The organism is Enterococcus diestrammenae (assembly GCF_049384045.1).
GTDB classification, from domain to species: Bacteria; Bacillota; Bacilli; order Lactobacillales; family Enterococcaceae; genus Enterococcus_C; species Enterococcus_C diestrammenae.
Map to the genome: position 1 here is coordinate 45,761 of NZ_JBMRGR010000009.1, position 22,640 is coordinate 68,400.

The window sequence follows — 22,640 nt, forward strand, 5'->3', positions numbered from 1 at the left end:
ATATCAAATTAGTGAAGGAGTACCGAAATGGCTTATAAAGACATACCAACATCAGTGCAACACTTTATGGATGAAATAACTAAAAAATGTGGCGAGGCACATGCCGATTGGGCAGTGAACTTTAATGCGGCTTTTGCCAATACGCTTTTAACTACGGTGAAACGTCACGAGGATGGCACGACTTTCCTTTTGACTGGGGATATTCCAGCAATGTGGTTGCGGGATTCCACGGCGCAAGTTCGCCCTTATCTGGTGATTGCTAAAGAAGATGAAGACTTGGCAGCGATGATTTCGGGCCTTGTAAAAAAACAATTTTTCTACATTAATATCGATCCTTATGCCAATGCGTTTAATGAAGCAGACAATGGCGCGGGTCATCAAGATGATCATACTGAAATGAATGGTTGGATTTGGGAACGGAAATATGAAATCGATTCCTTGTGTTATCCTGTGCAATTGGCTTACTTGTTATACAAAAATACTGGTCGTACAGATCAATTTAATGAAGATTTTGTCGCAGGGGTCAAAAAAATCTTGCAGGTTTTCACGACGGAACAAGATCATAACCAATCGCCATATACCTTTGTTCGGGATACTTGGCGGGAAGAAGATACTTTGATTAACGAAGGTCGCGGTGCTGAAGTGGCTCCTTGTGGCATGACTTGGTCAGGTTTCCGTCCGTCTGATGACCGCTGTATCTATGGATATTTGGTACCTTCCAATATGTTTGCGGTAGTCGCTCTCGGCTACATCGAAGAAATCTTCACGAAGGTATTGTCTGATTCTGAAATTGTGGCCACCGCTAGCAAGTTAAAAGCTGAAATCGAAGCCGGTATCGAAGCCCATGGTCGCACGACGAATGCTGCTGGCGAAGATATCTATGCTTATGAAGTGGATGGCTTGGGCAATGCTACCATCCAAGATGACAGTAACGTGCCAAACTTGATCTCCGCACCATACCTTGGCTACGGGGACATTCACGATGAACGCTACTTGCGTACTCGTAAGACCTTATTGAGCAAAGAAAATCCATTTTATTATGAAGGAACCTTCGCTAAAGGGATCGGTTCTTCTCATACGCCGGAAAACTATGTCTGGCCGATTGCGATGGCGATGGAAGGCATGACGACAGCTGACAAAGCTGAAAAAGAACGGATCTTGAACCAATTAGTCGCCACGGATGCCGGCACGCATTTGATGCATGAAGGGTTTGACGTAGAAGATCCAAACCAATACACACGGGAATGGTTCTCTTGGGCCAACATGATGTTTTGTGAATTGGTGATGGATTACTTCGATATTTGCGTGGAAAAATAAGCAAATAGCTAGCATATCGCCAGCGGGTCCCAGTTTTGTGAAGCTGGGTCCCGGATTAGATAGTAAGGAGAATTACGATGACGAAGAAAAAAGTATTTATCATTTCCCACAGTCACTGGGACCGGGAATGGTATCTGGCATATGAACAACACCATATGCGTTTAGTAGAACTAATGGATGATTTGTTGGAGTTGTTTGAAACCGATCCTGATTTCAACAGCTTCCATTTAGATGGTCAGACCATCATTTTGGATGACTATTTGCAAGTCCGTCCAGAAAAACGCGAAGCCGTGCAACAAGCCATCACAGCTGGAAAATTACAAATCGGACCTTTCTACATTTTACAAGATGACTTTTTGACTAGCTCCGAATCCAATACCCGTAATATGCTAATCGGTCACAAAGAATCCCTGAAGTGGGGGACACCGGTAGCTTTGGGCTATTTCCCGGATACCTTTGGCAATATGGGTCAAACGCCACAAATGATGCTCCAAGCCAACTTGCCAGCTGCGGCATACGGCCGAGGAGTGAAACCAATTGGCTTTGATAATGAAGTATTGGCAGATGATAATTTCACTTCGCAATACTCGGAAATGTACTGGGAAGGACCAGATAAGAGTCGGATCTTTGGCTTGTTGTTTGCCAATTGGTATTCCAATGGTAATGAAATCCCTGCGGAAGAAGAAGCCGCAAAAGTATTTTGGAAACAAAAATTAGCAGATGCTGAAAAATTTGCCTCCACTGGTAATTTGTTGATGATGAACGGCGTTGACCATCAGCCGGTCCAAAAAGATCTCAGCAAAGCCATTGCACTAGCTAACCAACTTTTCCCTGAGTATGAATTTGTTCATTCAAACTTTACTGAGTATTTAGAAGCTGTGGAAAAAGATTTGCCAACTGATTTAGGAACGATGAAAGGGGAGCTGACCAGTCAAGAGACAGATGGTTGGTATACCTTGGCCAATACGGCTTCGGCTCGTGTCTACTTGAAACAGTGGAACACGCGGGTTTCTCGTCAATTGGAAAATATCGCAGAACCTTTGGCGGCGATGGCCTATGAAGTGACGGGGACCTACCCGCACGACCAGCTGGACTACGCTTGGAAAACCTTGATGCAAAATCATCCCCATGATAGTATTTGTGGCTGTTCCGTGGATGAAGTCCATCGGGAAATGATGCCCCGATTTGAAAAAGCCAATGAAGTCGGCAAATATGTCGCAGATGAAGCATTGGCTGCTTTGACAAGTGCCATCGATACGTCAGCTTTTCCTACCGACAGTAAACCTTTCGTCGTCTTCAATACCAGTGGCGCGACTCGCAGTGGCTTGGCTACTTTGGAAGTCGAACTGGAACGGAAAACTTTCGCTCAAGGTGTGCCACAAAATCTGTACAAAGAACTGCAAGAACGACCAGCGGGAACTTATCATGTGGTAAATGCTGCCGGTGACGTGGTGGCAGCTAACATCAGTTCAGAAGACGTGCATTTTGACTACGATTTACCAAAAGATCGTTTCCGGATTCCTTATATGGAACGGTCTGTGATGGTAGAAGTCGAAGTTGCGGACATGGCACCTTTTAGTTGGGAAACCTTTGCCTTGGTAGCAGGGGCGGCACCGACGACTGAGGGCGGCCTCGTTTCTCCTGATGGACGGGTCTTAGAAAACGACTGGATCAAAGCGGAAATCCAAGCAGACGGCTCCTTGTCATTGTTTAACAAAGCGTTGAATAAACAATTGGATCATTTGCTTGTTTTTGAAGATATGGGAGACATCGCCAATGAATACATCTTCAAATCACCAGTAGGGGACCAAGCTATCTTGTCTACTGACTTTCCATACACAGTGGAAGTCATGGAAAACAACCGGTTAAAAGGTGTTGTCAAAGTGACTCACCAAATGATGATTCCTGCTTCAGCGGATGCCTTGCTAGAAGAAGAACAACGGGCAGTTATGGAATTCCGTTCTCGCAAAGCTGGCCGTTCTGAAAACTTGATTCCTTTCACGATTGAAACATTGATCACCATCCAACGACAACGTGGGGATTTACAATTTGCGACAACGGTGGATAACCAAGCCAAAGACCATCGTCTACGGGCGTTATTCCCAACTACTTTAGCGGTAGCAACCCACGAAGCAGATAGTATTTTTGAAGCGGTGACGCGACCAAATCAACCTTCTAGTCATTGGGAAAATCCGACAAATCCGCAACACCAACATGCGTTTGTTAATTTGCATGACGCTGATTTTGGTGTGACGGTTAACAACTTTGGGTTGAATGAGTACGAAATTGTGGAAGATACCATTACTTTGACTTTGTTGCGCTGTGTGGGTGAGTTAGGTGACTGGGGTTGGTTCCCGACACCAGAAGCCCAATGTTTGGGTCAACATACCTTCAACTACGGCATCGTCATCCATGGGGCCCCGGCAACACGCTACGAAACTTACAAACAAGCTCAAGCCCTGCAAGTGCCATTGTTAGCTAGCCAAACAAAACTGCATGCTGGTAACTTACCGACAGCTCAGACTTATGTGACGGTCGCTGCAGACAATTTTGCAATCACTGCTTTGAAACGCCGTTGGGCAGATAACCAATTAATTTTGCGAGGCTACAACTTGGCTGACGAACCGGAAAAATTTGCCGTGAAGAAGGATGGTGCCAAAGCTCTCCATCTGCTAAACTTATTGGAAGAAAAACAAGCTGAAACGGTGGCAGAAAACTTAGCGCCTTATGAGATTCGGACCATCGGGATTGTCCAATAATGCCTGATCGTTTGCCCCGATCATTTCTGATCGCAATGGGAAATGGTTGGGGTGCTGTGGTAAGGCTGCCAGACAATTCGACAGCTGACTAATAAGGGAAAGTGAGTGTGACACGATGGCTTATTATGGCGGTATTGAAGCCGGCGGGACAAAATTTGTCTGCGCTATTAGTGATGAAAATTTCAACATTTTGGAAAAAACGAGTATTCCTACGACGACTCCAGAAGAGACGTTGGACCAGGTTTTCGCCTTTTTTGACCAATTCGAAATCGTAGCGATGGGGATTGGCTCTTTTGGTCCGATTGGGATTGATCCTGCTAAAGATAGTTATGGCTATGTTTTAGCAACGCCTAAAAAAGGTTGGGCGCAATACGATTTTCTTGGCAATATGAAAGAACATTATCCGACCATTCCTTTTGCTTGGACCACAGACGTCAATGCGGCAGCTTATGGCGAACTGAAAAAAGGTGCGGCCCAAGGGAAGAAAAGTTGTCTGTATTTGACCGTGGGTACAGGTATCGGTGGTGGTGTCGTCATCGATGGCAAAGTTTTCTCGGGCATCAGCCATCCAGAAACGGGGCATATCCATGTAAAACGCCATCCAGATGATGACTATGAAGGCACTTGTCCCTTCCATAAAGATTGCTTGGAAGGCCTAGCTGCTGGGCCATCATTGGAAGCCCGCACCGGGATTAAAGGGCAAGACTTACCAGAAGATCACCCAGTGTGGGATATTCAAGCCTACTACATCGGGCAAGCCTTGATGACCTACGCCTTGACATTTGCACCAGAAATGATGATTTTAGGTGGTGGTGTGATGAATCAAGACCACCTCTTGTTGAAAATTCGCCAACAATTTGTCGCTCAAATGAACGGCTACATGGAAACACCAAGTGCCAGCGAATACATCGTACGCTGGGCATTGCCAAACGAAAGCGGCATTATCGGCTGTCTTTTGTTAGCTGCAGACGCCTTGGCTGAAGCCTAAAAACAAAAAACTATGACCTGCGATAAGATGCGGGTCATAGTTTTTTTGTTTTTAGGCTGCAAATTTTCATGAGGAAGAGAAGTGTGAGAGAGGATGTATCTGCTTGATTATTCATGGACAAAGATAAGATACTGGTTACGAGTAAAAGCAGCTCGCCATAAAACGGACTTGTCATCCTAGGCAAGGTCTCAAACAGCACAAACTCCCCTCACGAATGTCCCTAGCATCACCACAATCCCGGGTTTGCTGTGATTTCGATGGTTTCTTCCGTGAAGGGATGTTTCAAGCTCATCTGATACGCGTGGAGCATTAGGCGTGGGGCAGTTTGTTTGCCGTATAGGGGATCGCCAATGATGGGGTGTCCAAGGGCTGCGAGATGGACGCGAATCTGATGGGTGCGCCCAGTTTCCAAAATGCAAAAAATGCGACTTTCCTTGGGAGTGTGGCTGAAGACTTCCGCATGGGTCACAGCAATCTGTCCACCTCGGGGATCGATTACTCGTTTGCGGCGATCATGACGATCCCGGCCGATTTTTTTGGTGATGGTGAGATCGCGACTGATTTCACCTTTTACCAGTGCTTGGTAGCGGCGATAGATCTGTTTTTCTTCTAAAAGACGGCTTAATAGAGGCAAGACCAGTGGATTTTTGGCAAATAAAAGCGTGCCGGAAGTCTCTTGATCTAGGCGATGTACCACGTAAGGACGACTTTGGCTAGGAGCCAGATAAGCGGCTAAATCGTTCATCAAGGTGCCTTTTTCCCCAGGCTCATTGGGATGGGTTTTGATGCCGGCGGGTTTGTCTACTACGATCAGGTGGCTATCTTCATAGAGTACCTTAACATTTTTGGCTTGACCTAGTTGAAGAGGCTGATAGTTGTAATCCGCTTCTTCCAAAATCACGGTAAGCGTATCGCCGGCTTGAACGATCTGATGAAACTCGGCAACAGCTCCATTGACCAGACAGTTTTTTCGCATGCGTAAAAGATGCCGGACTTTGCGGGGAACGAGCCACTGTTTTTCTAGTAGATCTGCTAGTGATAGCGGCTTTTGGCTAGCGGGTAATTGGATGGTATAGTTCATAGAGGCTTCCTTTCTTGCTTGGCATTGGTTGCTTCAGAAAAAGTATAGCATTTTTAAGAGTTATTTAAGGAAAAAGTTACGATTTCACGAGGGATAGATGCTAAAATAGCCTGTATAAGCGATTTTCACGAGAAAAAATTCACAAAGGATGCATCATCAGACTAAAGTCCTATGTGACAGTGAAACAATCGTGCTACACTTGGCAAACAGCCATTTTGCTATTATTTTACTTTTATGGGCTGCTTTGCTGACCAGCAAAATTTATTTCGAGAAAGGGGCAGGCTATGAACTTCGCCACTATTTGGGCCAAACTCAAGAATCAACTTGTGAGTTTTTGGCACTGGCTAAAGCCTTATTTAGTACGTTTCCATCGTTCCCGCAGACGGATTTGGAAACAATATCATGTCAATAAAATCATCATTTTGTTTGCGCTAATCGGCGTGTTGATTACTTCTAGCTATTTATTTTATTTATCGAAAACCGTCAATGTGGAGAGCCTCGAAGCGTCCATGAAGGCCAGTACGGTGGTTTATGATGGCAAGGATGAAGAGTCGGGGAAATTATTAGCCCAAAAAGGGACGTATGTTTCCATCGATGAGATGTCACCGTATATCGTCAATGGCGTCATTGCCACGGAAGATCGGAATTTTTATGAGCATCATGGCTTTGATATTAAAGGGATTGCCCGGGCGGCTTTACGGGTATTGAAAAACGGCAATACTTCAGGCGGCGGGGGATCCACCATCACCCAGCAGTTGGCCAAGAATGCGTATCTGACGTTGGATCAAACCTTTAGTCGGAAAGCCAAAGAATTATTTTTAGCGATTGAAATCGAAAAACAGTACTCCAAAGACCAGATTTTGGAAATGTATTTAAATAATTCCTTTATGGGGAGTGGGGTTTGGGGGATGCAAGATGCGGCGTTGAAATACTTCGGTGTCAATGCTTCTGAAGTCACCTTGAGCCAAGCTGCGACGTTGGTGGGGATGTTGAAAGGACCTAGTCTTTACAATCCTATTGACAATGTGGAGTTAGCGAATAAGCGTAAGGATACTGTTTTGTCGGTGATGGCTGAAACCGGCAAAATCACCGCCGACGAGGAAAAACAATCCGCTAGTGTCAATATTGGGGATCTGGTTTACGATGGCTATGCCCAGACGGATAAAGGGTACAAATATCCTTTCTTCTATGATGCAGTTATTGATGAAGCTGTAAATGAATACGATATTGATGAAGGCGACCTCTTGAACAAAGGCTATCAGATTTACACCACCTTGGATCAAAATATGCAAGCAGAAATGGAAAATACGTACCAACAAGAGGGAGTCTTCCCAGATCCAGCCACTGCGGATGGCGAAAAACCACAATCAGCATCTATCGCTATTGATCCCAATACTGGTGGGATCCAAGCCTTGGTAGGCCGGCGCGGGGAGCATACGTATCGGGGCTTTAATTTTGCCACGCAAATGCGTCGCTCTCCGGGTTCGACGATAAAACCGATTGGGGTCTATACACCAGCTTTGGAAGCCGGCTATAAGCCTGATAGCATCTTGAAAGATGAGAAACTGGACTTCTATGATGTGAAAAACTACAGCGGGACGTATTCCGAATCTGGCGAAGTTCCGATGTACCAAGCGTTAGCCAATAGTCTGAATGTGCCAGCAGTTTGGTTGCTTCATGAAATCGGCATTGATAAAGGCTTTAACAAGACCAAAGAATTTGGTCTTTCCTTAAGCGATAAAGACAAGTACTACGGCGGTGTCGGTTTAGGTGGGCTAGAAAAAGGGGAGTCGCCGATGACTATGGCAGCCGCATATGGCGTCTTTGCCAATGGCGGTACCTATTACAAACCTCATCTAATCCGGAAAATCGTGGATGCGCAAGGTGTTGTAGTGGTGGACAATACCACAAAAGGCAAACGAGTTATTTCCAAAGATACCGCTAATGAAATGACCAGCATGCTACTGGGGACTTATACTAACGGGAGTGCGGTTTACGCAAATCCTGGCTATACCTTAGCCGGGAAGACCGGGACCACAGAAACCAATTTTGATGCACAACTAGTCAATGACCAGTGGATTATTGGTTATACGCCAAATGTCGTGATTGCTAGCTGGTATGGGTTCGAAAAAACTAGTAAGGATCACTACCTGACAAGCTCAGCTGGTCAAGGGGTAGGGCAAGTCTTCCGCAACGTCGCAGCCAACGTGTTGCCTTATGTGAAACAGACAGCCTTTCCAGTAGTCAATGCTTACGAAACAGAAGGTAAAGTCGTCAAAACAGAAGATTACGAAGAATACCAAGCCGAACAAGAAAAAGCGGATTGGCAAAAACAAGTGGAAGATTTCGGTGAGAAGGCCAAAGAAGGTCTCTCTGATTTCGGTCACAAACTCAAAGAAAGCACCAAAGAAATTTTTGGTGGGATCTGGGACAAGATTAACGGAAATTAACCGAATGAACATAGACAGCCGCTAGTCGTGCCAGCACCGACTAGCGGTTGTTTTTTAAGAGTCTAACAAAAGGACCATAAAACTAATGCAAATCTGATATTAGTCTCTGTTTTTTGTTATCGTTCGTGCTACAATAGAAGTATCTTTTATAAAGCGAGGGACAATCATGGCAAATATTTACGATACCGCAAACCAATTAGAAAAAGAAATCCGCGAATCACAACAATTTGGTGACTTGAAAGAATCATTTGATCGTTTGAAAGAAAATGAAGAAGCATACGGCTTGTTTAAAGAATTTCAAGGCTTGCAACAAAGCCTCCATCAAAAAATGATGGCGGGAGAAGAAATCTCAGAAGAAGATGCTGCTGCCGCGCAAGAAATGACTGGTAAGATTCAAAAAGAAGAATTAATTGGTCAATTGATGCAAAGAGAACAAGCTTTCAGCACGGTCTTGGATGATTTGAACCGCATCATCACAGGTCCTATCCGGGAATTGTACAATCCGGAAGCCTAATTTGTTTTACGCCTCTGCCTTTGTGGTAGGGGCTTTTTTATTGGCCTTCAAGTATAGTACTGATTGGTTTTACTAGCTCATCTTAACGGTCTTTGGTCAGATGAACTGAACTGTATGCCCAGATGCCTCGTTAGCTTGACCTTGCGCCTTCAAACTTTGAGTAGGTGCATACACCATAACTCTAAGTAAAAGTCACGCAGCATCTTAAGAACCACAATCTGATCAAACGCTCCTTCACAATTTATCATTGCCAGTTCTCTATATTTGATGGGAACAAATTTTCGCATATTGCTGACGGCCGAGGTGGAAAATGGTAGAATAAAAGAAACTTTCGAGGGTCTTGAAAACACCTTGAGGAAATGAGGAGAGGACATGTTGCGCTTTATTCATGGGGCAGATCTGCATTTTGATCGGAGCTTTGAGGGAGTCAAAGGAATATCCGAATCAGCGACGAAGAGATTACTGACGGCGAACCAAACGATGTTGACCAATATCGTGGCAGCAGCTGTGACCCGTCAAGTGGATTTTGTGTTGTTGGCAGGAGATACCTTTCACCAGGCCCGTTCTTCCTTAAAAGCGCAAGGGGCGTTGATGACGGCGTTGCGACAGCTGGAAGCGGCGCAGATTCCAGTTTATTTGTGTTTTGGGAATCACGATTATTTCGATGAAAAACGATATTGGTTTAGCTTTCCAGAAAATGTGCACCTCTTCAAAAGTGATCAGGTGACTAGTTTTACTGGTGAAACAGCTAGTGGCGAGGGCTATCAGGTGGCAGGCTTTAGTTATTTGACACCCCATTTGACTGGAGATTTGCTGGAGCGTTTTCCTCCTCGGGGGGCGGTGGATTACATGATTGGCATGTACCACGGGGATCCTCAAGGGCAGGAGTATGCCCCTTTTTCTGTGGGGCGGATGAAGGATTTAGGCTACGATTATTGGGCGCTGGGACATATTCATGTGCCAACGCTGCTGAGTCAGCAGCCGCCCATCGTTTATCCAGGAACGCCACAGCCTCATACTCGTAAAGAGACGACAGGGGGCTATGTCACTTATGTCGAGTTGACACCGGGAGATTGCCAGCTAGAACAAGTGCCAGTGGCAGGCGTGTTTTGGCAGCAAGTAACAGTCCCTGCTACCGGGATGCAGGAGCAAAAACAACTGTTGCGGGCTTTGGAGGAAGTATTGGCGGAACTTGACAGCGAAAAGGAGACTTTGGTGGAACTCAAAATTGTCGGTGGTGCATTTGACCGTCAAACCATGAATGCTTTAACCAATGGCGAGTTGCAACAGTATCTCAATGAGCAACGAACTTCAACCGCAGCTGTGCAAATTGCGGCTTTGACTGTGGTAGCGCAAGAAGAGGAAACCACCAAGCCCAGTTTAGATGCAACACTGACTACCGAGCATTTGGCGGTCTACCAAAATCAAGAAGTCTTTCAAGAATTAGTGGCAGACTTGCTGGATCACCCCATCGCTGGTTTGTTGTTGCGCCAGCATCCGGAATACCAGGAAATGGTCTTGCAGCAGGCCTGGTCTCAGTTAGCAGCAGATTTCACTTTGGAGGAGGGGCAGCCATGAAGTTAGTCAAATGTGTCATTGTCGGTTTTGGTGGCTACCGCCAAAAAGAATTTACCTTTGAGGCGGGCAATCAGTTATTATTTGGCCCCAATGAAATCGGCAAATCCACGTTGTATCAGTTTATTCAAACCATGTTATTTGGCTTTCCCGCTAGACGAGGACGGCAAAAGGACTATACGCCAAAAGACGGGGCAGCCTTTGGAGGAAAGCTCTGGCTAACAGTGCCCGGCTATGGTGAGGTGTTGATTGAACGCTATAAACAAGTGGATCGCGGACGAGCCAAAGTGGTTATTGGGGATACCACCGGGGATGAAAAGCTGTTGAAGCAGCTGTTGAAAGGCTTGACACCACAGCTGTTTACTGAGGTCTTTACCTTTCAACAGGAACAGCTTTCACAATTGGAGCACCTGCAAGAAAACGAATTGCAACAGGCGCTAGTTTCTTTGGGGATTACGGGGAGTCGTCAGTTGATGGCCACTAGTCAAAGGTATCAAAATGATAACCAACGCCGCTTCAAACCACGGGGACAGCGGCTGCCGGTCAATGAGCAATTGGTTCAATGGAAGCAGCTAAACCAACAAATTCGGGAAAAAGAAGCGCTGGAAGCCACCGTCCAACAGCGCTTCAGCCAACAAAAACAAGCCCAAGAACAGCTCCAAAGTCTTCGTAAACAATTACAACAAGCCCAAAAAGAGCAATTGCGCTTAAAAGAACAAGCCTTGCATTGGGATCGCTATGAAGAGTGGCAGCAACTACAGCATCTTTTGCAAAAAGAAGAGGGACAAAGCACTGCCGGTGGTCCTTTGACAGGGGCGCAACAACGGCAACTGCAAGAACTCTATCAAGAATACCAAGGCTTAACTCAGCAATTGGCAGTGGTGGATCAGGATTACCATCAAGCCAAAGAAGCCGAGGTTGTGACGCCTCAGTATGAATTTTATTTACAACATGAGCAGCTCATCAAAGACTTGCTAAAAAAACAAGTCGCAGGCGTCCGTTTGACAGATGGGTTCCAACAGGACTTGCAGCGGCAGCAAGACTTATTGGATAGTGTGGCGGCATTAGAAGAAAGTTATGGCTGGCAAGTGGATGCCGCAACCGAGGTAGATTTGTCCGCTTTGGATCAGCTAGTAACCGACTTGCAAACGACACAGGCTGAAATCAGTCGCGCTCAGTTGCGACAGGAATGGTTGGCCACTCAGCCAGAACTTGGGGCGGAAGCGGCTGACGGTGAGGTTACTGTGGACGCTCCCGCACGGTCACGTCTAGCGTATCAGCGAGGGGCGAGGGGGCTTTCTTTGACACCACTGAGTCTTTCCATCGGAGCCGCTTTGCTGTTTTTATTGGCGGGAATTTTGATTTTTCCTAATCAAAAGGCTTTGTTTGGTGTGCTGGCGATTATTTGTGGACTCGCGGGAAGTTGGCTTTATTACCATAAGCGTCAGCAACAAGCCTTGCAGGAGGTGCTGAAGGCAGAAGATGGGCCACCACCGATTGCCCACAAACAAACCGCTGGAAGTCCAGCAGCCCCTCTGAAAGATCCTATTCAGGAAAACGACGCGTTATTGACAGCTTTACAAAGTCGGCAAACACAACAGGTCCAGCAGCTTAACCAGCTCTTACCGATGAAGGACCCAGAGAAAATCTTGCAAGATCCTTTCAGTTATCAACAGGACTATCAACAGTACCAAAAGCTGTTGCAAGAGTTGGAAACAGTCACAGCATCACTACAAAAAACAGATCAAGCATATGGCGAGATGGCGGCTAGCTTTGATTTTTCTAGCAATTGGTTGCCACTGGCTGAGTTGGATTTGTTGGCCCGTTTTGAATATTTGCAACAGTTTGATCAGAAAATGAGTCGACAAAAACAACTTCACAGCCAACAACAGACCACCCTTTTGGCGGATCAGCGGCAAAAATTGGTAGCTCAGCAAAGCCGTTTATCAGAAAAAGCTGAAGCTATACTGGTGGCTACGGATACGGCTAGTCTAGGAGAGATTCCCCAGCGCTTGCAACAGGTACAACAAACAGAAAGTCAGCAACAGCGTCTGGAAGAGTTGACGAAAACGATCGGACCCCTGTATCCCAATCGGCCCACTTATCAAGAACTCAACCAAGCCACAGCGACTAATCAGCAACACGTCCGCCAGTTACAACAAGAAGAGGGGACATTGATGGAGACCGTCCAGCGGCAACGATTGGAGCTAGAAGTCTTACAAAAAGATGGCACTCTTGATGAATTGCGGCAACAACAAGCGCAACTGGAGACCGGCTTGTTTGCAGAGCTAGTGGAATGGGGCGGTAAAAAAACGGCGCAGGCGACTTTGACAGACTTAGCCACCGACTTGTCCCAACAACAGCTCCCCCAACTCTTGCAAGTAGCGGGGCAGTATTTGGAAATTTTGACAGCCGGGCGTTACGATCAATTAGGATTTAGTGAAGGGTTCTTAACCGTTGAAGGCGTGAACCATGCGCGCTTATCGATTCACGAGCTTTCCACTGGGACAAAAGATCAAGTGATTATGGCGATTCGTTTTGGTTATTTGCAACTACAGAAAAACCGTCAGCTGACTCCAGTGATTATCGATGATGGCTGGCTTAACTATGACAGCCAACGGAAAAAGCAACTGGCCCGCCTGTTAGCCCACTTTAGTGAAAATTATCAGGTGATCTGTTTGTCTTCTGATCAAGAAATGGTAAGCTATTATCAAGAACTGCAACAACCGGTGGTAGACTTGCGACAGGTTGGCTAGGTAAGGTGATTGCAGCTAGCTTAAGGGAAGGCGTTGGCCATCACCAAAGACTGTTGGTTATTATAAGGAGTGAAGATTATGACGAAGATTCGCGAAATGCAAGTGGATCAGGAATTTCAAGGCTATTATTTAATCAAAAATGCCGATGTTCGTTTGGCGAAAAATGGTAAAAAGTTTATCGCCTTTACCTTTCAAGATACGACAGGTACCGTAGACGGCAAGTTTTGGGATGCATCGGAAGAGGAAATCGCGCGTTTTGAACCCGGTAAGGTGATTGCTTTGCAGGGAAAACGAGAAGTTTATAACGGACAACCCCAAGTTAAAATCATGCATTTGCGCTTGGCAAAAATCGACGAGCCTTCTGATGCCACTATGTATATGGAACGGGCCCCCCTCAAACGAGAGGAAATGGAAGAAGAAATCAATCAGACCCTTTTTGAAATCATCAATCCTCATTGGAATCGGATTGTCCGTTTCTTACTAAACAAGTATCAAAAAGAGTTTTTTGAATTTCCAGCAGCCAAACGCAATCACCATGCCTTTGCGAATGGCTTGGCTTATCATACGGTGTCGATGTTGCGTTTAGGAAAAGCCATCGCCAAGGCCTACCCAGAGCTGAACGCGTCATTGTTGTATGCTGGCATTATCATTCACGATTTGGGCAAAGTATTGGAGCTTACAGGTCCGATGGCGACAGAGTATACCGTCACTGGCAATCTCATCGGTCATTTAGTCTTGGTGGATGAGGAAATCACCAAGGCGTGTATCGCACTGAAATTTGATGATCAAGAAGAAGATATCGTGGTCTTGCGGCATATGGTCTTATCTCACCATGGGTTGCTAGAATATGGTTCTCCTGTGCGGCCACGAATTATGGAAGCGGAGATTTTGCATCAGATTGATAACATGGATGCTTCCATGCAGATGATGTTGACTTCGATTCGCCAAACGACACCAGGCGAGTACACGGACCGGATCTTTGGTATGGACAATCGTAGTTTCTATGTACCAAAAAATGTCTGAGGCCATCGTTATGGATACCAAAGCCATGCAAAAAGCGGTTTATCAAAATAAACTGGAGCATCAGTTTAACGTTACCGATGTCGACTTGGAGTTTTTGTTGCTATACGGCGAGGTTCATGAAGCCTGGGAAGCCTATCGAAAGAAAAGTCGTGAAGCAACCGCAGATGAGTTAGCGGACGTAGCTATTTATCTATTAGGACTTGCTGAAATCTTGGAGATTGATCTGGGTGAAGCCATTGCTAAGAAGATGGCTTATAATCGCGTGCGCACAGATCATCTAAAAACTGCAAAAGAATAAATAGAAAAATCCCCCCTATCAAGCGGATCAGCTAGGATAGGGGGGATAATTGCTTTATTGCTGAAGTTTTTACTTAGAAGATTCAGTAGTGGATTCAGCTACCGAGCTTTCTGTAGTTGATTCAGCAGCAGAAGATTCCGTTTCAGCAGTTGAGCTAGCTTTAGTTTCTTCTGTAGATTCGGCTGTTGAACTTTCAGTAGTCGATGTGCTTTCAGCGGCATCGATGTAAGTGCTCAAGACGTCTGCGAAGGTATCGTCTTTAATCTTCACATTGGCTTTTTTCAATTCTTCGCCGATGACTTTATTTTGGAAAGTGCTATCTTGGGTGTAAGTAGCAGTGGCGATTTCCTTCAATTCATCTTTGTATTTGTCCATATCGTTGCCTTTTGGTGTGTTTTTCACCATTTTGACAACATAGTAAGTCGTTACCATTTGATAAGAAGAATCGTAAGTGGTATCAGTGATGACATCCGAGATTTCGCCATCTTTCAATTTGTAAATGGCTTGTTGGACAGCTGCGGAAAGGTTAGAAGATTGAGAGTCAAATTTGGCTGTGCCACCGTCTTCTTTATAAGTCGTGTCGGTGTTTTTATCGTTTTCTTTGGCAATTTTGGCAAAGTCGGCATCGTCTTTTTTGACTTCTTTTAACAAGGCTTTGGCATCGTCTTCAGAAGCGGCTGTCATCAATTGGACTTCAACTTCTGGGTGGAAGTTATCCCAAGCCGTTTTGATATCTTCATCCGTCAAGTCAACGTGAGCTTCCATACCTTTTTGGAAAGCCAAGTTTTGCTTGATTAATTCTTTGTAGCTTTTTTCCGTCATATTGCTAGACTTCAAAGCAGCAGCAAAGTTGTCGCCGAGAGATTTTTTAGAAGCATTGAATTCTTTGTTGATTTCTTTTTCAGTTACTTTATCTCCATAAGCTTCCGTGAAGACTTTGTAGATAATCATTTGAGCGACGGATTGTTTGCTTTCATCTGACGTTTTTACTTTGTCATAAAAATCAGAAACCGTGATGGTGGAACCTTTCATCGTTGCGATTTTGTCATCAGTGGCGCTAGATGAGCAAGCCGCCAAACTCAATAGCGTTACAGCGCTGATGGCAGCGGTAATAAATTTCTTTTTCATATTCGTCGTTGCACTCCTGTAGGTCATTTATTTTCACATGGTCTATCATACCACATTTTTGTTTTCAAAAAAAAGGGGCGCTGTGATGTTTCCAAGAAAATTCACAGTTTCCCCTTGATTTATAGGTTTTCTTAAAATCATTCGTGTTTTTTGGCTGTTTCGAATTGAGCAATATGCTCATTGAGGACTTCCGCTTGTTTTTGAATTCGTTCGATACGCGGCTCGGCCTGAAATTGAAACGCCTCGATATCTTTTTGTAGGCCAGTCATTAATTCGGGAATCATTTTTGTGACTAGCGTTTGGGTTTCTTTGGCGCTGTTGGTAAAGCGTTGCAGGCTACGATTGAGGTCTTCTTGGGTTCGAGTGGCTTCCTCTAAGCTCAAGGATAGCTTCCGACGTGTGTCATTGCCGCTACGTGGAGCAAAAAGTAGACCCAGGGCCCCCCCTAATACGGAACCAAACAGCAAACCTTTGATAAAGTTTTTGATCATGACGTCACCTCATTTTTCTTTATTAAGTGGCAATCTTTTAAAAGGCCGCCTGAATCGTATCAGCAATTTTTTGCATTTCAGCAGGGCTATATTGTTGGCTATGATCACCGAAATGAATCGAAAAATCATCCTCTTGGGAATAGCGAGGAATCAGATGGATATGGCTATGGAAGACTGATTGATAAGCCAATTCTTTATTGTTGTTGATGATATTCATTCCCTTGGCATCAGGAAAGGCTTTTTCCAGCGCCCGGGCAATTTTTGGAATGCGAGCAAAGACGGCAGCTGCCAATTCTTCATCATATTCAAAAATATCATCTACATGTTGTTTAGGTACGACTAGCGTATGACCAGCAGTGACTTGTGAGAGGTCTAAAAAGGCATACACGATCTCATCTTCATAGACTTTGTAGCTAGGGATATCCCCGTTAGTAATTTTACAAAAGATACAATCCGTCATGGCAATCGCTCCTTGAATAGGGTTCTTTTTTCATCCTGATTTTGGTCAGGTACTATCATTACTTTAGCACAAGTTTACCAGATTTGAGAGGAAAAACCCAATCACCAGTAGAACAACTAGCAGATTTTTATTTGGTAAGGGACGTGCTTGTGCTATGATGTTACTAAACGGTTAGATAGCGTTTTCAACTTGGAACGGATTTTATATGTATAAATTATAGGAGGCTTTTTCATGTCAAACTTCACCACGCTCCCCAACAACCCATCTTTGGCCGGCTGTGCCCGCTTGATTCGCGATGTTTGTTTTTCCAAAGCAGGTGGCGGGCTATATCTAGATCTGCTATTGCCTTGGGGGGCAGAGCAAGAAGGCAACAACCAGCTTTATCCCGCAGTCGTTTTTTTGCAAGGTAGCGGTTGGACCTTCCCCGACCGGGACTACGAACTGCCGCAGTTGGCTCGTCTGGCACAACGAGGGTTTGTGGTGGCGACGATTACCCACCGCAATTACCATGATGGCTATCCGATGCCGGCGTTTTTGGCAGATGCCAAGACGGCGATTCGCTTTTTGAAGCATCAGGCAGCGGCTTATCACATCGACAAAGAACGGATTTCTTTTTGGGGCACCTCGTCTGGTGGCAACACGTCGCTGTTAGTTGCTTTGACCCAAGACAATCCTGAGTACCACACCGACGAATATGCTGAAGAAAATGACCAGATTTGCTGTAGCGTGGCTTGTTTTCCGCCGACGGATTTGCTTACGTTATTGTATCAACGCAAAGGGGAAGAGGACAATATCGTTGCTTTGGAGAAAGCGGTGGGTGACGTATCTGACGAAGTAGCGAGAACGTTGCTTGAAGCCATGAGTCCTTTGCGATTATCGGCAGCAGGACAACAGGCGAGGGTGCCGATTTTATTGGCCCACGGAGATGCTGATGAACTGGTACCTTATGAACAATCAGCGTTGATGTTTGAGCAGTTGCAAGCAAATGGTGAAGAAGTCAGTCTGGTTAAAGTTACCGATGCGCCTCACGAAGGGGATTTTTGGTCGCCAGAAATGTACCGTCTAATTTTTGATTTCTTGGAGCAACATACTTGAGAGAAAAGTGAATTTTAAATTTATTAGCTGTCGCCGAGGTTTCTGGTGGCAGCTTTTTGGTCCGTTACTTTGTAATTACAGTAATTACGTGATATATTGTGTACAAAGGAGCTGATTTCATGGAAACAGTGAAAGCCCGAAAACAAGGAAATGCAGTGATGGTGACCCTTGCTAGTAAGTTTGGCGTACAAGAAGGACAAGAATTTTATATTTTTAAAGAAGAGGACGGCGCCTTGACGTTGATTCCGAAAATAAACGACTATTTTGCAAATGCCAAAGCCGGAGAATTCATTGATGATGAGCTAGATGAATTAGTTCGTGAATTTACACCAAGGGGGCATGAGCTAGATGAATACTAAGCTAAAGCAAGGCAGCATTATCACCGTTGATTTCGATCCAGCTAAAGGGAGTGAAATTCAAAAAAGAAGGCCAGCAGTCGTCATCAGCCGCGATGAATATCAGCTGGCGGCTAATTTGATGATTGTTTGCCCAATTACTTCTACTCCCAAAAAGACACCTTATTTGGTTCCCGTTCATGGGGAGACACTGAAAGCAGGTAGTAAAGTCAACACAAAGCAAGTCTATACGATGGATCACACTGAAGCCGGTGGACGCAATGTCAAAGTGATTGGCGAACTATCGAAACGGGATTTTTTGATGGTCGCCCAGCATTTTCTCCAAAATTTCAATTTTCCATTCTAAGATCTAGTTCCTGCTACTTAATTTAGACCAATTGAAAGGCGTTGCATTATCCTAACTGTGGCGTGGTATAATAAACGGGAATCTTAGCGAAGACCTATTTCTCGCAACGGCTCCCGAAAAACGTGGTGGGGAGCTTGGCGTAGCAGATTTCCACGTAGACTGATGGTAGGCTGTGTGAACTTTTTAGCCAGCCCTTCATCCCATTTGGAGGAACAAATATGACATTGACAATCACTAATCTTTCCGGTGGCTATGGCCAGCTGCCGGTGTTGAAAGAGTTGAATTTTGAAATTAAAGATGGCGAACTGGTGGGACTGATTGGTCTCAACGGTGCCGGTAAAAGTACCACCATCAAGGAAATTATGGGGTTGTTACAGCCACAAGCTGGTTCCATCACTTTAAATGGGCTGACATTGGCGACTGATCCGGAAAACTACCGCAAGCAGATTGGTTATATTCCTGAAACGCCTAGTTTATATGAAGAGTTGACGCTTAAAGAACATATCGAAATCACGGCGATGGCTTATGATATTCCCATGGAAGAAGCGCTGCGTCGGGCGGAAAGCTTGTTGAAAACGTTTCGACTCAGCAACAAACTGGACTGGTTTCCGGCGAATTTTTCCAAAGGGATGAAGCAAAAAGTGATGGTTTTGTGTGCCTTTTTGATTGAACCGTCTCTGTATATCATTGACGAACCATTTTTGGGCTTGGATCCCTTGGCGATTAATTCGTTGTTGGAGCTGATGGGTCAGATGAAAGCAGAAGGGGCGGCGATTTTGATGTCTACCCACATCTTGGCGACGGCGGAAAAATATTGCGACCGCTTCATCCTCCTTCATGAGGGGCGCATCCGAGCGCAAGGGAGTATCGAGGATTTGCGAAGAGAATTTCAGCTGGCGGATGCTTCCTTGGATGAAATCTATTTACGTCTTACCGAAGAAGCAGGTGTAGCTGGATGAAAGAGTTGTTCCATCAGCGCTTAAATCGTCATCAAAAGCAAATGATGCGCTATTTACGTTATGTTTTTAATGACCATTTCGTCTTGGCCTGTACTTTTTTGCTCGGTGGCGTGGGGCTTTACTATTCGAATCTGGTGAAACAGCTTCCCTCTGATTTCTTGCCGGGAAAACTGTTGGTGATTGCCGTCTTAGTCCTGGTTTTGCACTTGGGAAATTTTGTCAGCTTGACGAAAACGGCGGATGTCGTGTTTTTATTGCCAAAAGAAAAAGAGATGCGCAGTTATTTAGAGGGCGGTTTTCGCTATTCTTTGCTGCTACCTTTTGTCAGTCTGGTACTTCTTGGTGGCTTTATGATGCCCTTGTATGTTGTCAGTGCAGCCGGTCAATTTAGCGACTTTTTCCCGCTAGTATTAGGATTGTGGGGGCTGAAGGTGGCTCATCTGCAGTTGAAACGTTATCGGTTATTTCAAAACAGTCAAGAGGCAAATAAGTGGTATGGTTTTTGGTTGGCCTTTTCTGTGCTAGCTTTGGCTTTGGCAGTCTTTGTCAATCCTTGGGTGGTATTGCCGGCAGGGATCGGGATCGCTGTAGTTTACTATCAGCTGTTATGGAAAAACGTCCAGCAACCACTGGACTGGAACAAGATGATCCAACTTGAAAGCAATCGCTTGCAGCGGATTTACCGCTTTATCAACCTTTTTACCGATGTGCCTCAGGTGGTAGCTTCCGTGAAACGGCGGAAATATTTGGATGGCCTATTGACCAAAATTCCTAAAGATCAGGGCCATACCTACTTATATCTTTATGCTCGCCGCATGTTGCGGGGTTCAGAGTTTAGTGGTTTGTATTTACGCTTAGTCGTCATCGGTGGTTTGCTCTTGTATTTTGTCAATGAGATTTGGTTTTCTGTTGGGCTCGGGGCGTTGTTTCTTTATTTGATTGGCTTTCAGTTGGTGCCGTTATATAACCAATTCCAATACATGGTGATGACGCAACTGTATCCGGTCCCTTCACAGCAGAAAACCAAAGCGCTGCGGCAATTGCTATTGGTGTTATTGCTTGTGGCGGCAGTCATTTTTACGGTTGTCGGGAGTATTCCCTATCCTTCTTGGGGCGATCGTGGTCTTTTGCTGGCTGTTTTTGTGGCTGTGGCGCTGGCTTTTACTTATCTTTACCTGCCTTTACGCATCAAAAAAATGGCGGACTAAAGGCGGAAAAACGCTTTCGGACAGGCAATGGGAACGTATAGTCGCTTGACGATAGTCTGTTAGGAAGCTAAAATAGGTGTACTTTGTAAAAATCAATTGACTTGAAAGCTTCGAGGGAAACTTCGAGGCTTCTCAGCGTCTTAAGCCCTGTTTGTTGTTGAAGAGATAGGTGTTTATTTACTTTTGAAAGGAGCGTCGCTGATGGAATTTCAACTTGGACAAGACTGGCAGTTGAGCCCCATCAAAGGAGATACCGGCAAGGCCTACTTGGGTCTGAAAAACAATGCCAAAGTCTTCGTGAAACGAAATACCACACCGATGTTAGCCGCCCTTTCAAAAGAAGGCATCACCCCTAAGCTAATCTGGACCAAACGCGCCGGCAATGGCGATACTTTTTCGGCCCAAGAATGGCTGGAAGGCCAAGTGATTTCGACAGAAGAAATCGGTCAGCGTAACGATGTTGTGGATGTCTTGTACTCCTTGCATCATTCCAAAAATTTGATTCAAATGCTGGAAAAAATCGGTGGTGAAATCGTCACCCCACAAATGATGTTGGCAGACTACGAAAACGCCTTGCCTCAACCAGTAGCTAGCAACCGCTTTTTGAAGTTGGTTTTGCATTATCTGAAGACCCATGTACCGACGTTTGATGAAAAAGATAAAGCGGTGGTTCATGGAGATGTGAATTACAAAAATTGGTTAGTTTGTCGCCATTACCTGTATCTAGTAGATTGGGATTCCATCATGTTCTCTGATCCTTGTGTCGACGTTGGGACATTTTTGGGACATTACCGACCAAAATCGGCTTGGAATTCTTGGCTTTTGAGCTACGGCATGATGCCCACTAGTGAGAATTTGGAAAAAGTGTATTGGTACGCCCTGCTTTCTTTGTTACAAGAAGTGAAAAAGTATTATAACCGCGGAGATTTTGACCGCATGAACGATGGTATTACGCAATTAAAGCGTATCTTTAGTGATTAACCAACAGCCGGACACACCGCCTTGGTGAACGAGGGGCGCCTGTGACATCCGGCTTTTTTATTGCTTAGATTATGAAGTGAGACAGATGAAAGGAAACGAAAACATGCGAGTAAGAAAACGTAAAGGTGCCGAAGAATTGTTGGCAGAAAATCCTCAGATTGTTGTGCCTGAAGCGACTGGGACAGCTTACAAAGGACGCTGGCGGGAACTATTTGGCAATGACCACCCGATACATATCGAGATCGGTATGGGCAAGGGGAGCTTCATCACGGGGATGGCTCAAGCCCATCCAGAGATCAACTATGTCGGCGTGGAAATGCAAGTCAGTGTTGTATCCCATGCCTTAGATAAAGTACTAGAAAAAGAATTGACCAATGTAAAACTACTGCACATGGATGGTTCAGCGTTGACGGAATATTTTGCAGATAGTGAAGTGGATCAAATCTATTTGAATTTTTCTGACCCATGGCCTAAAAAACGCCATGAAAAACGGCGCCTGACGTCTCCTGGCTTTTTGGCAGTGGATGAAGCGATTTTGAAACCGGCTGGCGAGATTCATTTCAAGACGGACAACCAAGGTTTGTTTGAATATTCTTTGGCGAGTTTTTCTCAATATGGCATGATTTTGCAAAAAGTCTGGTTGGATTTGCACAATAGTGATTTTGAAGGCAATATCATGACCGAGTATGAAGAAAAATTTTCTTCTCGTGGGCAACGGATTTATCGTGTGGAAGCACGATTTGCAGATAAACGCGAAAAAGCATAATGGTTTTCAAACGAACCGTCTCAGGCGACAAGCTTGAGGCGGTTTTTTGGCGCGTGCCCACGAGATAAATAGAGATTTTTATTATGGCA

The 22,640-nt window shown here is 45.1% G+C and carries 20 protein-coding genes; 16 read left to right on the forward strand and 4 right to left on the reverse strand.

All coding sequences use genetic code 11. The features are described 5' to 3' along the window. The first annotated feature begins 27 nt into the window (after window positions 1-27). The 3 genes from ACO03U_RS07765 to ACO03U_RS07775 all read left to right on the forward strand — a co-directional run bounded on the left by ACO03U_RS07765 (window position 28) and on the right by ACO03U_RS07775 (window position 5,064). A complete protein-coding gene (locus tag ACO03U_RS07765) occupies window positions 28-1,317 on the forward strand; it encodes a glycoside hydrolase family 125 protein (RefSeq protein ID WP_204686451.1) in 1,290 nt (429 codons plus the stop codon). A 77-nt stretch (window positions 1,318-1,394) separates the two neighbouring features. Beyond that, window positions 1,395-4,076, forward strand: coding sequence for an alpha-mannosidase (locus ACO03U_RS07770; RefSeq protein ID WP_204686449.1), 2,682 nt, complete (start codon window positions 1,395-1,397; stop codon window positions 4,074-4,076). Window positions 4,077-4,191: 115 nt separating this feature from the next. Next, window positions 4,192-5,064: an ROK family protein gene (locus ACO03U_RS07775; protein ID WP_161870550.1), complete on the forward strand. Its 873-nt coding sequence runs from the start codon at window positions 4,192-4,194 to the stop codon at window positions 5,062-5,064. A 226-nt stretch (window positions 5,065-5,290) separates the two neighbouring features. Here ACO03U_RS07775 and ACO03U_RS07780 read toward each other — a convergent pair whose 3' ends face one another. Further along, window positions 5,291-6,145, reverse strand: coding sequence for an RluA family pseudouridine synthase (locus ACO03U_RS07780; protein ID WP_204686447.1), 855 nt, complete (start codon window positions 6,143-6,145; stop codon window positions 5,291-5,293). Between the two features lie 284 nt (window positions 6,146-6,429). On the opposite strand from ACO03U_RS07780, the gene ACO03U_RS07785 reads away from it, so the two are divergent. The 6 genes from ACO03U_RS07785 to ACO03U_RS07810 all read left to right on the forward strand — a co-directional run bounded on the left by ACO03U_RS07785 (window position 6,430) and on the right by ACO03U_RS07810 (window position 14,761). Then, the gene (locus ACO03U_RS07785) at window positions 6,430-8,595 is read left to right on the forward strand and encodes a PBP1A family penicillin-binding protein (RefSeq protein WP_204686445.1); all 2,166 of its coding nucleotides are present in this window, start codon (window positions 6,430-6,432) and stop codon (window positions 8,593-8,595) included. A 166-nt stretch (window positions 8,596-8,761) separates the two neighbouring features. Beyond that, window positions 8,762-9,109 (forward strand): YlbF/YmcA family competence regulator, encoded by a 348-nt coding sequence (locus ACO03U_RS07790; RefSeq protein ID WP_161870553.1) that lies wholly within the window; start codon window positions 8,762-8,764, stop codon window positions 9,107-9,109. A gap of 372 nt (window positions 9,110-9,481) precedes the next feature. Then, window positions 9,482-10,687 (forward strand): metallophosphoesterase family protein, encoded by a 1,206-nt coding sequence (locus ACO03U_RS07795; protein ID WP_204686443.1) that lies wholly within the window; start codon window positions 9,482-9,484, stop codon window positions 10,685-10,687. Further along, window positions 10,684-13,440 carry an ATP-binding protein gene (locus tag ACO03U_RS07800; RefSeq protein ID WP_204686441.1) on the forward strand — a complete coding sequence of 919 codons (2,757 nt, stop codon included), beginning with the start codon at window positions 10,684-10,686 and terminating at the stop codon, window positions 13,438-13,440. Before ACO03U_RS07795 ends, ACO03U_RS07800 begins: the two co-directional genes overlap by 4 nt. Before the next feature lie 78 nt (window positions 13,441-13,518). Continuing rightward, window positions 13,519-14,463: a 3'-5' exoribonuclease YhaM family protein gene (locus tag ACO03U_RS07805; RefSeq protein ID WP_161870556.1), complete on the forward strand. Its 945-nt coding sequence runs from the start codon at window positions 13,519-13,521 to the stop codon at window positions 14,461-14,463. Window positions 14,464-14,473: 10 nt separating this feature from the next. Further along, window positions 14,474-14,761: a MazG nucleotide pyrophosphohydrolase domain-containing protein gene (locus ACO03U_RS07810; RefSeq protein ID WP_204686439.1), complete on the forward strand. Its 288-nt coding sequence runs from the start codon at window positions 14,474-14,476 to the stop codon at window positions 14,759-14,761. Between the two features lie 69 nt (window positions 14,762-14,830). Here ACO03U_RS07810 and ACO03U_RS07815 read toward each other — a convergent pair whose 3' ends face one another. From ACO03U_RS07815 to ACO03U_RS07825, 3 genes are all read right to left on the reverse strand, one after another. After that, window positions 14,831-15,889 carry a peptidyl-prolyl cis-trans isomerase gene (locus ACO03U_RS07815; protein ID WP_204686437.1) on the reverse strand — a complete coding sequence of 353 codons (1,059 nt, stop codon included), beginning with the start codon at window positions 15,887-15,889 and terminating at the stop codon, window positions 14,831-14,833. A 137-nt stretch (window positions 15,890-16,026) separates the two neighbouring features. Beyond that, entirely contained in the window at window positions 16,027-16,380 is a 354-nt protein-coding gene (locus ACO03U_RS07820) for a YtxH domain-containing protein (protein ID WP_204686435.1), read from the reverse strand. 37 nt (window positions 16,381-16,417) lie between these two features. After that, complete coding sequence (locus tag ACO03U_RS07825) at window positions 16,418-16,840, reverse strand: HIT family protein (protein ID WP_204686433.1); 423 nt, start codon at window positions 16,838-16,840, stop codon at window positions 16,418-16,420. Window positions 16,841-17,071: 231 nt separating this feature from the next. Here ACO03U_RS07825 and ACO03U_RS07830 point away from each other — a divergent pair, with 231 nt between their 5' ends. The 7 genes from ACO03U_RS07830 to trmB all read left to right on the forward strand — a co-directional run bounded on the left by ACO03U_RS07830 (window position 17,072) and on the right by trmB (window position 22,551). Then, window positions 17,072-17,935 carry a prolyl oligopeptidase family serine peptidase gene (locus tag ACO03U_RS07830; protein WP_204686431.1) on the forward strand — a complete coding sequence of 288 codons (864 nt, stop codon included), beginning with the start codon at window positions 17,072-17,074 and terminating at the stop codon, window positions 17,933-17,935. A gap of 119 nt (window positions 17,936-18,054) precedes the next feature. Continuing rightward, entirely contained in the window at window positions 18,055-18,294 is a 240-nt protein-coding gene (gene mazE / locus ACO03U_RS07835; protein WP_161870562.1) for a type II toxin-antitoxin system PemI/MazE family antitoxin, read from the forward strand. Beyond that, window positions 18,284-18,637 carry a type II toxin-antitoxin system PemK/MazF family toxin gene (locus ACO03U_RS07840; RefSeq protein WP_161870563.1) on the forward strand — a complete coding sequence of 118 codons (354 nt, stop codon included), beginning with the start codon at window positions 18,284-18,286 and terminating at the stop codon, window positions 18,635-18,637. The genes mazE and ACO03U_RS07840 overlap by 11 nt, the downstream gene beginning before the upstream one ends. 218 nt (window positions 18,638-18,855) lie before the next feature. Then, entirely contained in the window at window positions 18,856-19,596 is a 741-nt protein-coding gene (locus ACO03U_RS07845) for an ABC transporter ATP-binding protein (protein ID WP_204686429.1), read from the forward strand. Beyond that, complete coding sequence (locus tag ACO03U_RS07850; RefSeq protein ID WP_204686427.1) at window positions 19,593-20,804, forward strand: ABC transporter permease; 1,212 nt, start codon at window positions 19,593-19,595, stop codon at window positions 20,802-20,804. Before ACO03U_RS07845 ends, ACO03U_RS07850 begins: the two co-directional genes overlap by 4 nt. 201 nt (window positions 20,805-21,005) lie before the next feature. Beyond that, window positions 21,006-21,785: a phosphotransferase family protein gene (locus ACO03U_RS07855; RefSeq protein WP_161870566.1), complete on the forward strand. Its 780-nt coding sequence runs from the start codon at window positions 21,006-21,008 to the stop codon at window positions 21,783-21,785. Window positions 21,786-21,888: 103 nt separating this feature from the next. Then, window positions 21,889-22,551 (forward strand): tRNA (guanosine(46)-N7)-methyltransferase TrmB, encoded by a 663-nt coding sequence (gene trmB / locus ACO03U_RS07860; RefSeq protein ID WP_204686541.1) that lies wholly within the window; start codon window positions 21,889-21,891, stop codon window positions 22,549-22,551. The last annotated feature ends 89 nt before the right edge of the window (window positions 22,552-22,640 follow it).

Coding starts and splice junctions, on each gene's coding strand:
- ACO03U_RS07775 (WP_161870550.1), top strand. CDS start 4,192: ATGGCTTATTATGGCGGTATTGAAGCCGGCGGGACAAAATTTGTCTGC.
- trmB (WP_204686541.1), top strand. CDS start 21,889: ATGCGAGTAAGAAAACGTAAAGGTGCCGAAGAATTGTTGGCAGAAAAT.
- ACO03U_RS07830 (WP_204686431.1), top strand. CDS start 17,072: ATGTCAAACTTCACCACGCTCCCCAACAACCCATCTTTGGCCGGCTGT.
- ACO03U_RS07765 (WP_204686451.1), top strand. CDS start 28: ATGGCTTATAAAGACATACCAACATCAGTGCAACACTTTATGGATGAA.
- ACO03U_RS07770 (WP_204686449.1), top strand. CDS start 1,395: ATGACGAAGAAAAAAGTATTTATCATTTCCCACAGTCACTGGGACCGG.
- ACO03U_RS07790 (WP_161870553.1), top strand. CDS start 8,762: ATGGCAAATATTTACGATACCGCAAACCAATTAGAAAAAGAAATCCGC.
- ACO03U_RS07810 (WP_204686439.1), top strand. CDS start 14,474: ATGGATACCAAAGCCATGCAAAAAGCGGTTTATCAAAATAAACTGGAG.
- ACO03U_RS07825 (WP_204686433.1), bottom strand. CDS start 16,840: ATGACGGATTGTATCTTTTGTAAAATTACTAACGGGGATATCCCTAGC.
- ACO03U_RS07800 (WP_204686441.1), top strand. CDS start 10,684: ATGAAGTTAGTCAAATGTGTCATTGTCGGTTTTGGTGGCTACCGCCAA.
- ACO03U_RS07780 (WP_204686447.1), bottom strand. CDS start 6,145: ATGAACTATACCATCCAATTACCCGCTAGCCAAAAGCCGCTATCACTA.
- ACO03U_RS07820 (WP_204686435.1), bottom strand. CDS start 16,380: ATGATCAAAAACTTTATCAAAGGTTTGCTGTTTGGTTCCGTATTAGGG.
- ACO03U_RS07795 (WP_204686443.1), top strand. CDS start 9,482: ATGTTGCGCTTTATTCATGGGGCAGATCTGCATTTTGATCGGAGCTTT.
- ACO03U_RS07845 (WP_204686429.1), top strand. CDS start 18,856: ATGACATTGACAATCACTAATCTTTCCGGTGGCTATGGCCAGCTGCCG.
- ACO03U_RS07850 (WP_204686427.1), top strand. CDS start 19,593: ATGAAAGAGTTGTTCCATCAGCGCTTAAATCGTCATCAAAAGCAAATG.
- ACO03U_RS07785 (WP_204686445.1), top strand. CDS start 6,430: ATGAACTTCGCCACTATTTGGGCCAAACTCAAGAATCAACTTGTGAGT.
- ACO03U_RS07855 (WP_161870566.1), top strand. CDS start 21,006: ATGGAATTTCAACTTGGACAAGACTGGCAGTTGAGCCCCATCAAAGGA.
- ACO03U_RS07805 (WP_161870556.1), top strand. CDS start 13,519: ATGACGAAGATTCGCGAAATGCAAGTGGATCAGGAATTTCAAGGCTAT.
- ACO03U_RS07815 (WP_204686437.1), bottom strand. CDS start 15,889: ATGAAAAAGAAATTTATTACCGCTGCCATCAGCGCTGTAACGCTATTG.
- ACO03U_RS07840 (WP_161870563.1), top strand. CDS start 18,284: ATGAATACTAAGCTAAAGCAAGGCAGCATTATCACCGTTGATTTCGAT.
- mazE (WP_161870562.1), top strand. CDS start 18,055: ATGGAAACAGTGAAAGCCCGAAAACAAGGAAATGCAGTGATGGTGACC.